This window comes from Pseudomonas sp. SWRI18 (assembly GCF_014268345.1).
Classification (GTDB): Bacteria; Pseudomonadota; Gammaproteobacteria; order Pseudomonadales; family Pseudomonadaceae; genus Aquipseudomonas; species Aquipseudomonas cedrina.
In genome coordinates this window covers 1-14,593 of the sequence record NZ_JACCQQ010000046.1, presented here as the reverse complement: position 1 = coordinate 14,593, position 14,593 = coordinate 1, and the positions used below count along the sequence as shown (strand labels likewise).

Genomic DNA, 14,593 nt, shown 5'->3' with positions numbered 1-14,593 from the left:
GGCACAGCAAACATTGATGTTGACTGACCCACCGCTTTCGCGAGCAAGCCCGCTCCCACAGGGGATTGCGCTTAACTGACTGGCATTAGGGTAAGCCCGCTCACTACACACCGTCTTCGAGCAAGCCCGCTCCCACATTGGATATTCATCGGTCATCAAACTCGCCTTTTCGCCAAGCGGGCTGCCGTTTGACCCCATTTGCCGTTATACTCGCCGGCTTTCAAAAGTTCGCCAACGAGTGCTGCCCGCCATGGAAATCAACCCGATCCTTAACACCATCAAGGACCTGTCCGAGCGCTCCGAAACTATTCGGGGGTATCTTTGACTACGATCAAAAGCATGAGCGTCTGACCGAAGTCAATCGCGAGCTTGAAGATCCCGCTGTCTGGAACAAACCTGAATACGCCCAGGAACTGGGCCGCGAGCGCGCTGCGCTGGCGCAGATCGTCGACACCCTCGATGAACTGAACACCGGTCTGGCCGATTGCCGTGACCTGCTGGACATGGCCGTCGAAGAAGACGACGAAGGCGCAGTGGGCGATGTCGTCGCCGAGCTGGCCCGTCTCGAGGAGAACCTCGCCAAGCTCGAATTCCGCCGCATGTTCAGCCACGAAATGGACCCGAACAACGCCTACCTGGACATCCAGGCCGGTTCCGGCGGCACCGAGGCCCAGGACTGGGCCAACATCCTGCTGCGCATGTACCTGCGCTGGGCGGACAAGCGCGGTTTCGAAGCGACCATCATGGAGCTGTCCGCCGGTGAAGTCGCCGGTATCAAGGGCGCGACCGTGCATATCAAGGGCGAATACGCCTTTGGCTGGCTGCGCACCGAGATCGGCGTGCACCGCCTGGTGCGCAAGAGCCCGTTCGACTCCGGCAACCGTCGCCACACCTCGTTCTGCGCGGTTTTCGTCTCGCCAGAGATCGACGACAAGGTGGAAATCGAGATCAACCCGGCCGACCTGCGCATCGACACCTACCGCTCCTCCGGTGCCGGTGGCCAGCACGTCAACACCACCGACTCGGCCGTACGTATTACCCACGTACCGACCAACACCGTGGTCAGTTGCCAGAACGAACGTTCCCAGCACGCCAACAAAGACACCGCCATGAAAATGCTGCGGGCCAAGTTGTACGAGCAGGAAATGCAGAAGCGCAACGCCGCTTCCCAGGCGCTGGAAGACACCAAGTCGGATATCGGCTGGGGCCACCAGATCCGCTCCTATGTGCTCGATGCGTCGCGGATCAAGGATCTGCGCACCAACATCGAACGCAGTGACTGCGACAAGGTACTCGACGGCGATATCGACGAATACCTGGAAGCCAGCCTGAAATCGGGGCTGTAAAGACTGTAGGCGATCCCCGGCCTAAGGCCTGGGACAACGAACCTGATGGAAAATCAAAAGACATGAGCGACCAACAACTCGATCCGCAAGCCCTGCAACAGGAAGAAAACTCCCTGATCGCCCTGCGCAAGGAAAAGCTTGCTGCCGAGCGCGCCAAGGGCAATGCCTTCCCCAATGACTTCCGCCGCGAAAACTACTGCGAGGCCTTGCAGACTCAATACGCGGACAAGACCAAGGAAGAACTGGCAGAGGCTGCGATCCCGGTCAAGGTGGCAGGTCGCATCATGCTCAACCGTGGCTCGTTCATGGTGATCCAGGACATGACCGGGCGTATCCAGGTTTACGTCAACCGCAAGACCCTTTCCGAAGAAACCCTGGCCGCGGTGAAAACCTGGGACATGGGCGACATCATTGCCGCCGAAGGTACCCTGGCCCGCTCCGGAAAGGGCGACCTTTACGTTGAAATGACCCACGTGCGCCTGCTGACCAAGTCGCTGCGTCCGCTGCCGGACAAGCATCACGGCCTGACCGACACCGAGCAACGCTATCGCCAGCGCTACGTTGACCTGATCGTCAATGAAGACGTGCGCAAGACCTTCCGCGTGCGTTCGCAGGTCATCGCCCACATCCGCAGCTTCCTGATGCAGCGTGACTTCCTGGAAGTGGAAACCCCGATGCTGCAAACCATTCCTGGTGGCGCCGCGGCCAAGCCTTTCGAAACTCACCACAACGCGCTGGACCTGCCAATGTTCCTGCGTATCGCGCCGGAGCTGTACCTCAAGCGCCTCGTGGTCGGCGGCTTCGAAAAGGTGTTCGAGATCAACCGCAACTTCCGTAACGAAGGTGTCTCGACCCGCCACAACCCGGAATTCACCATGTTGGAGTTCTACCAGGCCTACGCCGACTACGAAGACAACATGGACCTGACCGAAGAACTGTTCCGCGAGCTGGCGCAGTTGGTACTGGGCAGCACCGACGTGCCGTATGGCGACAAGGTGTTCCACTTCGGCGAGCCGTTCGTGCGCCTGTCGGTGTTTGATTCGATCCTCAAGTACAACCCCGAGCTGACGGCCGACGACCTGAACGACATCGACAAGGCCCGTGCCATCGCCAAGAAAGCCGGGGCCAAGGTGCTCGGTTTCGAAGGCCTGGGCAAATTGCAGGTGATGATTTTCGAAGAGCTGGTGGAGCACAAGCTGGAACAGCCGCACTTCATTACCCAGTACCCGTTCGAAGTGTCGCCGCTGGCCCGTCGCAACGATGACAACCCGAACGTCACCGACCGTTTCGAGCTGTTCATCGGCGGCCGCGAAATCGCCAACGCCTACTCCGAGCTTAACGACGCGGAAGATCAGGCCGAGCGCTTCATGGCCCAGGTGGCCGACAAGGACGCCGGCGACGATGAGGCCATGCACTACGACGCCGACTTCGTCCGCGCCCTTGAATACGGCATGCCGCCAACCGCCGGTGAAGGCATCGGCATCGACCGCCTGGTGATGTTGTTGACCGATTCGCCGTCGATCCGCGACGTGATCCTGTTCCCGCACATGCGGCCCCAAGCGTAACCGTAGCGAAATTCAGAGCCGCCTTTTATAAGGCGGCTTTTTTATGTGGCGTTTATAAGCGTCAAGCAAACAGCGCCAGGTTTTGATCTATTCAAGGATGTAAGTCGTGAACCGCGTAACCGCACAAGAAGGCGCCGCCGGCATTGCCGCTGCCGTGGCTGAAAGCGTCCAGTACCAGGGCCGCAAGGCCAGCCGTCGCGGCAGCGAACAGCGCCGGCAGGACATTCTCGACGCGGCCATGCGTATCGTGGTGCGCGACGGCGTACGGGCCGTGCGCCATCGGGCGGTGGCGGCGGAGGCGGGGGTGCCGCTGTCGGCCACCACCTACTATTTCAAGGATATCGATGACTTGCTCACCGATACCTTTGCCCAATACGTCGAACGCAGCGCCGCTTTCATGGGCAAGCTCTGGGTGCGTAACGAAGGCCTGCTGCGCGAAATGGTCGCGTACGGCGACGGCAGCCCGGCATCCCGCTCGCAACTGGCCGATGACATCGCGCGGCTGACCGCCGACTATGTCTTGCGCCAACTGACCAACCGTCGAGAACACCTGATGGCCGAGCAGGCCTTTCGCCAGGAGGCGTTGCTCAACCCGCGCCTGGCGGAACTGGTGCGTTCCCATCAGCAAATCCTGTTGCAGGGCACCGGGCAGTTTTTCCAGGTATTGGGCTCGCGCGAACCGCAACAGGATGCCAAAGTGTTGACGGCGATAATCAGTCGGATGGAATATCAGGGCCTGTTGGGCGGCGCAGAGCCCCTGACCGGCGAAGAGATGCTTGAGATTCTCAAGCGTTACATGCATTTGGTGTTGGCCTCGGTCTAGCCAGGCCTGTGGGCGATCTGCTTTATGTGGGAGCTGGCTTGCCTGCGATAGCATCACCTCGGTGTACCTGAAGTATCGAGGTGCCTGTATCGCAGGCAAGCCAGCGCCCACATCTGACGGGGTATTACATGAAAACCTGGCGCCTTGCGGTAATCGCCTTGTCGTTCCTGCTGCTCAGCGGTTGCCTGGTCACCTTCAAGAACCCGCTGCCCGCGCGCGAAGCGGCGCCGCATGAGCTGCTGGGCCAATGGGCCAGCAAGAACGCCTGGGGCGAGCCGCTCAATCTGCACATCACCCGCGCCGGCGAACACCGTTATAAAGCCGTGAGCTACCCTACAGCCAAGCCGGGCCAGCGCGACGAGTACCTGTTTACGGTTTCGCGCCATGGCAATCGCTGGTACCTGTCGGCGCCGTTGCCGGCCAAACTGGGTGGGCATTTCATCCTGGCCGGCTTTGAGATCAACGAAAAGCACGAATTGGTGGTCTACAACCTCGACCTCGACCAGATCCACCAGGCCATCGGCCAACAGGCGCTGCATGGCAGCACCGTGGAAACCGCCGAAGGCGATGGGGTGCTGGTCGACAGCGACATGGACCAGGTGTTTGCCTACCTGGATGACCCGGCCAACGCCGATGTATTCGTGGAAGCCGTGCGCTACCGGCGCGCGGGCCAATAACGTTCAAGAGGAAGCACCGGGTGGACGATTACCAGCAGACGATACGCACCTTGTCCGATCGCATTGTGCTGGCGCAAACACCGATACGCGTCCTCGATGCCGTGAAGTGGGACGACCACATTCGCCAGGGATTCCTCAAGGCCAAGGGCAAGGAAATGCCCGCGGTGGACCGTGATTACTATCTGAACCGGCCGCTGTCGTTCGACTCCAGCGCGGTGAAGCTGGAGTTCCAGAACATCGAGCGCGATATCACCCGCCGCCTTGGCCAGTTCAGCCCGGTGGGGCAGATCATGCGCCGCATGTGCAAGGAATACCGCATGGTGGTGCGCATGCTTGAAGCGCGCGGCACCGAGGATTTCGGCCTGATCTCCCAGGAGCTGTACGGCGCCGCTTCCGATGCCTTCCACGCCGGCGATCCGACCCTGGCTGACCTGGGCCTGATGCTGTCCGACTACCTGAACAATATCGACGGCCGTGGCGACCTCAAGGACGAAGCCAAGACCCTCACCGCCAAGGACGCCGTGGCTCTGCTGCAAACCCGCCTGAACAAAGTGTTTGGCGAGGCCGAAGAGACGATCCGCGTGTTCGAGTCCGACGGTATCGTCGCCGACGCCGCGGCGGGCGCCGACTACATCAAGATCCGCGCCGACGCGATGTTCAACGACCGCGATGTACGCGCCCTGGAAGTGCATGAAGGCCTGGTGCATGTGGGCACTACGCTCAATGGCCAGAACCAGCCGATCTGCACCTTCCTGTCCAAGGGGCCGCCGTCGTCCACCGTGACCCAGGAAGGCCTGGCGATCCTGATGGAGATCATCACCTTCGCCTCCTACCCAAGCCGCCTGCGCAAACTGACCAACCGCACCCGCGCCATCCACATGGTGGAAGAGGGCGCCGACTTCCTCCAGGTGTTTGAGTTCTTCCGCGAGCAAGGCTTTGAAATGGCCGAAAGCTATGGCAACGCCAGCCGCGTATTCCGTGGTTCGGTGCCCAACGGCCTGCCGTTTACCAAGGACTTGTCCTACCTCAAGGGCTTCATCATGGTCTACAACTACATCCAGCTCGCCGTGCGCAAAGGCAAGCTGGAACAAGTGCCGCTGCTGTTCTGCGGCAAGACCACCCTGGAGGATATGCGTACCCTGCGCCAGCTGGTCGACGAAGGCCTGGTGGTGCCGCCCAAATACCTGCCGGAACAGTTCCGCGATATGAACGCGCTGGCGGCCTGGATGTGTTTCTCCAACTTCCTCAACCACTTGAGCCTGGATCGGATCGAGGCGGATTACTCCAATATCCTATAGAGACTTTCCCTGACGAAACCCGATCAAAACTGTGGGCGCTTCACTGGTTTGTAGGATTGATTTCCAACCCCTTCACGAGGCTTCAACGGATGAGAATCCTCGGCATTCTATGCCTGCTACTCACCTTGAACGGCTGCAGCTCACTGCTGTTCTACCCCGAACCGGGCCTGCCGTTCACGCCAGAAAAGGCACGCCTTGAGTACCGTGACGTCACCCTGATCACCGCCGACGGCGTCAAGCTTCACGCGTGGTGGCTGCCGGCTAAACCCGGTGTTGCGCTCAAGGGCACGGTGCTGCACCTGCACGGTAACGGCGGCAATCTGGCTTGGCACCTGGGCGGAAGCTGGTGGTTGCCCGAGCAGGGTTACCAGGTGCTGCTGCTCGACTATCGCGGTTATGGATTGTCCCAAGGCAAGCCCTCGTTACCCGCGGTGTACCAGGACGTGGACGCCGCATTCAACTGGATCGACAAAGCGCCCGAAACCCAGGGCCAGCCGCTGATCGTGCTGGGCCAAAGCCTGGGCGGCGCGCTGGCGGTGCACTACCTGGCAGCCCACCCGGAGCGCCAATCCCGGCTCAAGGCCCTGGTGCTCGACGGCGTGCCCGCCAGTTATCGTGACGTAGGACAATTCGCCCTGAGCACCTCATGGTTAACATGGCCCTTGCAGGTGCCGCTGTCCTGGCTGGTGCCGGACGGCGACAGCGCGATCGCTGCCATGCCACGGCTGACGGGCGTGCCGAAACTGTTGTTTCATAGCCTGGATGACCCCATCGTGCCTGTGAACAACGGCATCCGCCTGTACCAGGCCGCACCGCCGCCCCGGGTATTGCAACTGACCCGAGGTGGCCATGTGCAGACCTTTGCCGACAAGACCTGGCAAACCGTGATGCTGCGCTACCTGGATGACCCGCAGCACTTCAACGGCCTGCGCCGGCTGGGCGAAATTCCGAACTACCCCACTCCCAAACCTGATTCATCAGAGAGCCCGCAATGAGCGAAGAACGCAACATGATCCCGCTGATCCTTACCGGCATTGGCACCATCATCGGTACCGTCGGTTGCCTGTGGTTCTACGGTTACCTTCACTTTGCCAAACCGGAAGATGCGCTGCTGCTCAGTGATTTCACCATGCTCAAGACGGTGCCCGGCGAGGACTACAAAATTTCCGTGACGCCGGCCGCGCAAGTGGCGCAGTGCGTCGACGGCGTATTGGTAATGTTTGATACCGAGCAGAAAGGCCTTAGCGGCGTGTTGGTGAACAATAAGAAGCAGGCCGTGCGTTGCATGGGCCAGGAAACCCCGCAATTGCAACAATGAACGCTGCTTGCGCCGCTGTGGGAAAGCGCCGTTTTGTGTGCCGATTAATGATTTGGCCCATGTCGGTCGCTCGGCAGCCCGGAACCACCCTGACGTGTTCACCACAGATCATGGACTGATTGGCATTGCTGGTCAGTCCATTTTTTTCATTAGTCTGGAGTGAGTCTATATGGCAGGTATAAACGCGGTACCGGGTGTAGGGAACATGGGCAATGGTGTAAATGCCGCTGGGGGGTCTCAGCAGAATCAAGGTCTGGATCAACAGATTAAGGACCTGCAAAGTCAAATCAAGAAACTGCAGGCTCAGGGCTCGCAAGGAGGAGAAGGCAGCCAGCTTGAGGATCTGATGGAGTTACTGAAGAAGCTGCTTGCGCAAAAATCTCAAGGTGCACAGGGCGATCAAGGTGCCCAGAATGATCAAGGTGGCGGCCAGGGCCAGGGCCAGATCCCGATCCCGGAAGCACAAGGTTCAGGCAAGGTTGGTGGCTAATCAGCGCTTCTTCGAAAACCGCCTTTCGAGGCGGTTTTTCATGGCGGGTCCAACTAACGCAGCGCGCGTTGCGATGTAAATGGGTGCACAGCGGGTCATGCAACTGCCGTTCGCAAAAGGTATCTGGAACTGTTTCAGTCCAAACGCCACATAACTGCTGCAACCTACACACATTGGGTCGAGGATGATTTCATTTATTCCCGCATTAGACCGCATGCTCTCCATGGCGTGCTCGCATTTGGCGCTGGAGGAAGAGGAGGCGGCCCTGAGGTCCGAGCGCGATGAACACACGGATGAACAGCGGGGCGGGAAGATTGAAATGCCAGCCGAGGACACACATCGCACCGTCCAGTTCGACGAGCCGAAAAAAAACCCACCGTAAGGTGGGTTTTCTTATCGCGTTTCAATCAATCAGTTCGCCATCGACGAACGTGGCTTGACCGGCTGGTTGTCGTTGGAAATGGTCACTTCGACGCGACGGTTCATGGCACGCCCCGACACGCTGGTGTTGTCGGCAACCGGGTATTCCTTGCCATAACCCTGGGTCACGATGCGCGAAATATCCACACCTTGTTGAGCCAGTGCGCGTTGTACGGAGGCCGCACGACGCTCCGACAGGCTCTGGTTGTACGAATCGGAGCCGGTGCTGTCGGTATAGCCTTCGACGATCACTTTACGATCCGGGTTGTCGCGCAGGAACTGGGCCAGCTTGGTGATGTTGACCAGGCCGCTGGATTTCAGGTCGGACTTATTGGTGGCGAACAGCACGTCACCGAAGGTCACCAAGGTACCGCGATCGGTTTGCTTGGCGTTCAAGCTGTCTTGCAGTTGCTTGATTTGCGCATCGCGAGCGTCCAGCAGTGCACGGGCGCGTTCGTCGCCGGCGTTTTTCAGCTTGGCTTCGGATTCACGCAGCACGATGGTGTCTTTGGCCACTTCAACGCGCTGGTTGGTCAGGTAGGCCAACTGGTCGACTTTCTTCTCGTCTTCTTTATCGCGGTAGGCCTTGTCAGCCTTGTCCAGCCATTCGCTGGCGTCTTTGGTTTCCAGTGCCGCCAGTTTGGTGGCCTGTGGGTTGGTCTGCAGGGCCGAGAAGTTGGTCCGTGCGTTTTCCAGGTTCGCGTTCGGCGGGGTGGAGCAAGCCGCCAGTGCAACGCTCATCGCCAGCAGGGCAGGGATCATCAATTGTTTACGCATAGTCGTGTCGTCCTTTCAATTCGATATCAGGTGCGGTTCGGTCACAGCAAGCGTCTTACTTCTGCTGGATAGCAGCCGGGCGCATGCCTTCCTTACGCAGCTCGTCAACAGCCTTCTGAGAATCCTTCACGGCCTGTTCAGCCTTGGCGGCCTGGGACTTGCGCTCTGCGACGCGAGCGTCCCACTCGGCTTGTTCAGCCAGGCGGCGGGCTTCGTCGTAGTTCTTGTCGTGCATGGCAATCTCGGCTTGCTTGAGCTTGTCCTGGGCCGACTTCATTTCTACAGCGGCGTACTCGGTGCCGCCGGCGCTGACGGCGCTGTTCACCGCAGACTGGGTGACCGCGTACTGCTCGGTCGGAGGGTTGCCGGCGCAACCTGCCAGAACGAAGCTGGTGCCGATTGCCAGCGCGGCCAATTTAAGCCCGCGCAGGTGATTAAACGAGGATTTGGCAGTGCTGGTCTTCATCGTCTTCAACTCCATTGGATAACTCCTGAAAAACATTAAATCCATGTCACTGGAATGCGGCTTCGGCCCTGGCGGTAAAGCTACAAGTGCCTTTTAAAACGGCCGTTCCAAGTGATGGCTTACTGGCTGTGACCGGAGGCTTTTTTCAAAAGTTCAGCGGAGGTGGCGATTTGCCTGAAAAAATATTCTGACCGATTGGTCAGGGTAAAAAATTGGAACTTCTGCCTTGCGCAGGGGTATGCCGGGCCCACTTGAGGCCCGGAATACAGGGGTGTTGCAGGAGCGCGTCAGTGTTTCTGTTCGTCGGAACTGGCCGACAAGTCATTCAGATAGCGGCGCGACAAGCTGAGGAAGCGTGGCGTAGGGCCGACGTCTTCATACAGCGGATCGCCCTCTTCATCGGTGGCAATCACTTGTTGGCCCTTGATGTAGGGAAAGCTGGCTTCCAGCTCTTCAAGGGCGGCGCCGATCAGCTCGCCGAGCAGTTCTTCAGGGTGGCGCTTGGGGTACATCTCGGCAATGGCCGACAGCCTCGCGGCGGACTCCACGTCCAAGTGGATCGCGTACTCGGTTTTGGTCAAGCGACCCTTGGCGTTCTCTTCCCAATGCTGGGCCAGTTCTCGGATTTTCATGGCAACCTCAATAAAGCCCGCGATGGCAGGCGGTGATGAGTGACCAGCCGCTCCCATGGATGAACACGGGCGACTCAGTCATGAGACTCGCTGCAACCGACAAGGTTTAAAGTCTTGTCATAAAGGGGCGCTGGCGGCACTCTGGCAGACCTGCGCGTCCCGGATTTCTGGCTGGAGATTGGCTGATGAGTGATATCGATGCACGCTTGCGTGAGGACGTTCACCTGCTGGGTGAGCTGTTGGGCAACACCATTCGAGAGCAGTACGGCGATGATTTTCTCGACAAGATCGAGCAGATCCGCAAAGGCGCCAAGGCGGATCGCCGCGGCGCCATTTCCGAGAAAACAGCTGGCGATGAACTGAGTACTCGCCTCAACCAGTTGCAGGAACATGAACTGCTGCCGGTTGCCCGCGCATTCAACCAGTTCCTCAACCTGGCCAATATCGCCGAGCAGTACCAACTGATCCACCGGCGCGATGAGTCGCAACCCGCGCCGTTCGAGTCCCGCGTATTGCCGGAGTTGCTGGCCCGCCTGCAAAGCGAAGGCCACAGCAACGAATCCCTGGCCCGACAGTTGGGGCGCCTGGAGATCGAGCTGGTCCTTACCGCCCACCCCACCGAAGTGGCGCGCCGCACCCTGATCCAGAAGTACGATGCCATCGCCGCGCAACTGGCGCTGCAGGATCACCGTGACCTCACGACCGCCGAGCGCGAGCAGATCCGCCAGCGTCTGCAACGCTTGATCGCCGAAGCCTGGCACACCGAAGAAATCCGCCGCACCCGGCCCACCCCGGTGGACGAGGCCAAGTGGGGCTTTGCGGTGATCGAGCATTCGCTGTGGCACGCCATCCCCAATTACCTGCGCAAGGCTGACCAGGCGTTGCACAGCGCCACCGGCCTGCGTTTGCCCTTGGAAGCCGCACCGATTCGCTTCGCGTCTTGGATGGGTGGCGACCGTGACGGCAATCCGAATGTCACCGCGCCGGTCACCCGCGAAGTGTTGCTGCTGGCCCGCTGGATGGCCGCCGACCTGTACCTGCGCGACGTCGATCGGCTGGCCGCCGAACTGTCGATGCAGCAAGCCAGCCCGACCTTGCAGGCCAAGGTCGGCGACAGCGTCGAGCCCTACCGCGCCGTGCTCAAGCAATTGCGCGAGCGCCTGCGCGCCACGCGCCAGTGGGCCCACAGCGCGTTGAGCAGCAGCACACCGGCGCCGGCCGAGGTGCTGCAGGACAACCGCGAACTGCTGGAGCCGCTGCAGTTGTGCTACCAGTCGCTGCATGAGTGCGGCATGGGCGTGATTGCCGATGGCCCGTTGCTCGACTGTCTGCGCCGAGCCGTGACCTTTGGGTTGTTCCTGGTGCGGCTGGATGTGCGCCAGGACTCAAGCCGCCACTCGGCTGCCATGACCGAGATCACCGACTATCTCGGGCTGGGTCGCTATGAAGACTGGGATGAAGAGGCGCGCATCAGCTTCCTGATGAAGGAACTGGCCAACCGCCGCCCCCTGTTGCCGGGGTATTTCAAACCGTCTGCCGACACCGCCGAGGTGCTGAACACCTGTAAGGAAATTGCCGCCGCACCCGCCGCGTCCTTGGGCTCGTATGTCATCTCCATGGCCGGCGCTGCGTCGGACGTGCTGGCGGTGCAACTATTGCTTAAAGAATCGGGCGTACAGCGGCCGATGCGCGTGGTGCCACTGTTCGAAACCCTGGCCGACTTGGATAACGCCGGCCCGGTGATCGAGCAATTGTTGCTGCTGCCGGGTTATCGCACGCGTTTGCAAGGCCCGCAGGAAGTGATGATCGGCTACTCGGACTCGGCCAAGGACGCCGGCACCACCGCTGCGGCCTGGGCGCAATACCGCGCGCAGGAGCGGTTGGTGGATATCTGCCGCGAACAACAAGTGGAACTGCTGTTGTTCCACGGTCGCGGTGGCACGGTTGGGCGTGGCGGCGGCCCGGCCCACGCGGCGATTCTGTCGCAGCCGCCGGGTTCGGTGGCGGGACGGTTCCGCACGACCGAACAAGGTGAAATGATCCGCTTCAAGTTCGGCCTGCCGGATATCGCCGAGCAGAACCTCAACCTCTACCTGGCGGCGGTACTGGAAGCGACGCTGTTGCCGCCGCCGCCTCCAGAGCCGGCCTGGCGCTATTTGATGGATGAATTGGCGGCGGACGGTGTCAGCGCGTATCGCGCGGTGGTGCGGGAAAATCCGCAATTCGTCGAGTATTTCCGCCAGTCCACCCCGGAACAGGAGCTGGGGCGCTTGCCGTTGGGCAGCCGTCCGGCCAAGCGCCGTGCGGGTGGGATTGAAAGCCTGCGCGCGATCCCTTGGATCTTCGGCTGGACCCAGACTCGCCTGATGCTGCCGGCCTGGCTGGGTTGGGAAGCGGCGCTGAGCAAGGCCCTGGAGCGCGGCGAAGGCGAGCTGCTGGGGCAGATGCGCGAGCAATGGCCATTCTTTCGCACCCGCATCGACATGCTGGAGATGGTGCTGGCCAAGGCCGATGCCGATATCGCCCGCCTGTATGACGAGCGCCTGGTGCAGCCGGACCTGCTGCCGTTGGGTGCGCATTTGCGCGACCTATTGTCGCAGGCATGCGGCGTGGTGCTTGGCCTGACGGGTCAGTCGCAACTGCTGGCGCATAGCCCGGACACCCTGGAGTTCATCCGCCTGCGCAACACCTACCTCGACCCCTTGCACTTGCTGCAGGCCGAGTTGCTGGCGCGCTCGCGCCAGCAGCAAGCGGCGCAGGACAGCCCTCTGGAACAGGCGCTGCTGGTGTCGGTGGCCGGTATTGCCGCCGGGTTGCGTAACACCGGCTGAGGTTTTTTGCGTGTTCTCAACAGCTTGCGGTTAAACCGCGACGGCCGCCCTGAAAAGGGCGGCGGTTGTTTAACGGGCCGGGTTGCACCCAGGCACACCCTACCTATGGCGCATGCGCGGCGCAGGTTCCTGCGACTTTTGGCGGCTTGTATGGATAGGGCCTGCTGTGTATCTTGATCAGCCTTTGGCCGTTTGGGCGGCCTGGACCCAAATTTTTACACGCCATATTTTACGAGATTGGCCCCATGCGGCGAATCCGAGCGTCATCTCTATAAAAAATTGAGGAGCACATCAATGCGCGTCATTCTGCTGGGAGCTCCCGGGGCCGGTAAAGGTACTCAGGCAAAGTTCATCACTGAAAAATTCGGCATTCCACAAATCTCCACCGGCGACATGCTGCGTGCGGCCGTCAAGGCCGGCACCGAGCTGGGCCTGATCGCCAAGAGCGTGATGGACAGCGGCGGCCTGGTTTCCGATGACTTGATCATCAACCTGGTCAAGGAGCGCATCAGCCAGGAAGACTGCAAGAACGGTTTCCTGTTCGACGGCTTCCCACGCACCATTCCCCAGGCTGAAGCCTTGGTGAAGGCAGGCGTCGAGCTGGACGCCGTGGTTGAAATCGCGGTTGAAGATGAAGAAATCGTGCAGCGCATTGCCGGTCGTCGCGTTCACGAAGGTTCGGGCCGCGTGTACCACGTCGTCTACAACCCGCCGAAGGTTGAAGGCAAGGACGATGTCACCGGTGAAGACCTGGTGCAGCGTAAAGACGACACCGAAGAAACCGTGCGTCATCGCCTGTCGGTCTACCACTCCCAGACCAAGCCGCTGGTGGATTTCTACCAGAAGCTGTCCGCCGCCCATGGCAAGCCGAAGTACAGCCATATTCCTGGCGTCGGCTCGGTTGAAGCGATCACTGCCAAAGTGCTGCAAGCACTGAGCTGACCGCACGACCGGCTTCACGGATAACGGCCCGCTTGCGGGCCGTTGTTGTTTATACTGGCGCACTTTTTTGACTTGGACACCGACACCGATGAGCACCCTGCTGGCCCTGGACACCGCGACTGAAGCTTGCTCCGTAGCCCTGCTGCACGATGGCAAGGTCACGAGCCACTACGAGGTGATCCCGCGCCTGCACGCGCAGAAGCTGTTGCCGATGATCAAGCAACTGCTTGAGGACGCAGGCATTACGCTGGCTGCGGTCGATGCCATCGCCTTCGGCCGTGGGCCGGGTGCATTTACCGGCGTGCGCATCGCCATCGGCGTGGTGCAAGGCCTGGCGTTTGCGCTGGAGCGCCCGGTATTGCCGGTGTCCAACCTCGCCGTACTGGCCCAGCGCGCGTTGCGGGAGCACGGTGCTTCCCAGGTGGCGGCGGCGATCGATGCGCGCATGGATGAGGTTTATTGGGGCTGCTATCGCGAAACGGCTGGGGAGATGCGTCTTGTCGGCGTAGAAGCGGTGCAGTCGCCGGAGGCGTCGGTATTGCCTGTCGACGCCATTGGCGACTGGTTCGGTGCTGGCACGGGTTGGGGCTACGGTGAGCGCATGGCGGTGCCGCTGGTTGGGCGGGATGCTGCGATGTTGCCCCATGCTGAAGATCTGCTGGCCCTGGCGCGGTTTGCGTTTGAGCGGGGGGAGGCGATTCCCGCGGACCAGGCAGCGCCGGTGTATCTGCGCGATAAGGTGGCGCAGACCAAGGCTGAGCGTGGGCTTTAATTTTGGTGATTGGGCCGAGTACATATCCATTCCTGCGGTAACGGCCGCTTAGGGTTCCGCTCTTACAGCGGGTCACTTTTGGAAGGACCCAAAAGTAACCAAAAGGTCCTCGCCCCAACACTCGGCACCTCGCCTAGGCTCGGTGTGCCCTCACTCCGGCTTTGGAGCGTGGGCCGCCGCAATGGGCCATCCATGGCCCAGTGCGGCTAACCCGGCGTCCTGCCGGGTTACCCACG

15 protein-coding genes are annotated in these 14,593 nt (G+C 60.7%); 12 read left to right on the top strand and 3 right to left on the bottom strand.

The features are described 5' to 3' along the window. The first annotated feature begins 250 nt into the window (after positions 1–250). From prfB to H0Z09_RS26965, 9 genes are all read left to right on the top strand, one after another. Positions 251–1,346, top strand: a protein-coding gene (gene prfB / locus H0Z09_RS27005) for a peptide chain release factor 2 (RefSeq protein ID WP_130926011.1) whose coding sequence is annotated in 2 segments (ribosomal slippage) — positions 251–322 and positions 324–1,346 — 1,095 coding nt in all. Because the reading frame shifts where the segments join, the coding sequence is not laid out codon by codon here. A 62-nt stretch (positions 1,347–1,408) separates the two neighbouring features. Next, complete coding sequence (gene lysS / locus H0Z09_RS27000; protein ID WP_186694886.1) at positions 1,409–2,911, top strand: lysine--tRNA ligase; 1,503 nt, start codon at positions 1,409–1,411, stop codon at positions 2,909–2,911. Between the two features lie 106 nt (positions 2,912–3,017). Continuing rightward, on the top strand, positions 3,018–3,734 hold the full coding sequence (locus H0Z09_RS26995; protein WP_076955101.1) for a TetR family transcriptional regulator: 717 nt from the start codon (positions 3,018–3,020) through the stop codon (positions 3,732–3,734). A gap of 128 nt (positions 3,735–3,862) precedes the next feature. Then, positions 3,863–4,411 (top strand): hypothetical protein, encoded by a 549-nt coding sequence (locus tag H0Z09_RS26990; RefSeq protein WP_186694884.1) that lies wholly within the window; start codon positions 3,863–3,865, stop codon positions 4,409–4,411. A 20-nt stretch (positions 4,412–4,431) separates the two neighbouring features. Next, complete coding sequence (locus H0Z09_RS26985; RefSeq protein WP_186694882.1) at positions 4,432–5,709, top strand: flavohemoglobin expression-modulating QEGLA motif protein; 1,278 nt, start codon at positions 4,432–4,434, stop codon at positions 5,707–5,709. An 89-nt stretch (positions 5,710–5,798) separates the two neighbouring features. After that, entirely contained in the window at positions 5,799–6,704 is a 906-nt protein-coding gene (locus H0Z09_RS26980; protein ID WP_186694879.1) for an alpha/beta hydrolase, read from the top strand. Continuing rightward, positions 6,701–7,027, top strand: coding sequence for a hypothetical protein (locus H0Z09_RS26975; RefSeq protein ID WP_076955097.1), 327 nt, complete (start codon positions 6,701–6,703; stop codon positions 7,025–7,027). Before H0Z09_RS26980 ends, H0Z09_RS26975 begins: the two co-directional genes overlap by 4 nt. 169 nt (positions 7,028–7,196) lie before the next feature. After that, complete coding sequence (locus H0Z09_RS26970) at positions 7,197–7,517, top strand: hypothetical protein (RefSeq protein WP_186694877.1); 321 nt, start codon at positions 7,197–7,199, stop codon at positions 7,515–7,517. A gap of 184 nt (positions 7,518–7,701) precedes the next feature. After that, positions 7,702–7,899, top strand: a complete 198-nt coding sequence (locus tag H0Z09_RS26965; protein WP_186694875.1) for a hypothetical protein — start codon at positions 7,702–7,704, stop codon at positions 7,897–7,899. Positions 7,900–7,928: 29 nt separating this feature from the next. Here H0Z09_RS26965 and H0Z09_RS26960 read toward each other — a convergent pair whose 3' ends face one another. The 3 genes from H0Z09_RS26960 to H0Z09_RS26950 all read right to left on the bottom strand — a co-directional run bounded on the left by H0Z09_RS26960 (position 7,929) and on the right by H0Z09_RS26950 (position 9,812). Continuing rightward, positions 7,929–8,714, bottom strand: coding sequence for an OmpA family protein (locus tag H0Z09_RS26960; RefSeq protein WP_076955095.1), 786 nt, complete (start codon positions 8,712–8,714; stop codon positions 7,929–7,931). A gap of 55 nt (positions 8,715–8,769) precedes the next feature. Beyond that, positions 8,770–9,180, bottom strand: a complete 411-nt coding sequence (locus H0Z09_RS26955; RefSeq protein WP_173390380.1) for a DUF4398 domain-containing protein — start codon at positions 9,178–9,180, stop codon at positions 8,770–8,772. Positions 9,181–9,467: 287 nt separating this feature from the next. Continuing rightward, positions 9,468–9,812 carry a pilin assembly protein gene (locus H0Z09_RS26950; RefSeq protein WP_186694873.1) on the bottom strand — a complete coding sequence of 115 codons (345 nt, stop codon included), beginning with the start codon at positions 9,810–9,812 and terminating at the stop codon, positions 9,468–9,470. Positions 9,813–9,997: 185 nt separating this feature from the next. On the opposite strand from H0Z09_RS26950, the gene ppc reads away from it, so the two are divergent. The 3 genes from ppc to tsaB all read left to right on the top strand — a co-directional run bounded on the left by ppc (position 9,998) and on the right by tsaB (position 14,357). Next, a complete protein-coding gene (gene ppc, locus H0Z09_RS26945; RefSeq protein ID WP_186694871.1) occupies positions 9,998–12,643 on the top strand; it encodes a phosphoenolpyruvate carboxylase in 2,646 nt (881 codons plus the stop codon). A gap of 294 nt (positions 12,644–12,937) precedes the next feature. Continuing rightward, complete coding sequence (adk, locus tag H0Z09_RS26940; RefSeq protein ID WP_076955092.1) at positions 12,938–13,585, top strand: adenylate kinase; 648 nt, start codon at positions 12,938–12,940, stop codon at positions 13,583–13,585. Positions 13,586–13,673: 88 nt separating this feature from the next. Further along, a complete protein-coding gene (tsaB, locus tag H0Z09_RS26935; protein ID WP_186694869.1) occupies positions 13,674–14,357 on the top strand; it encodes a tRNA (adenosine(37)-N6)-threonylcarbamoyltransferase complex dimerization subunit type 1 TsaB in 684 nt (227 codons plus the stop codon). The last annotated feature ends 236 nt before the right edge of the window (positions 14,358–14,593 follow it).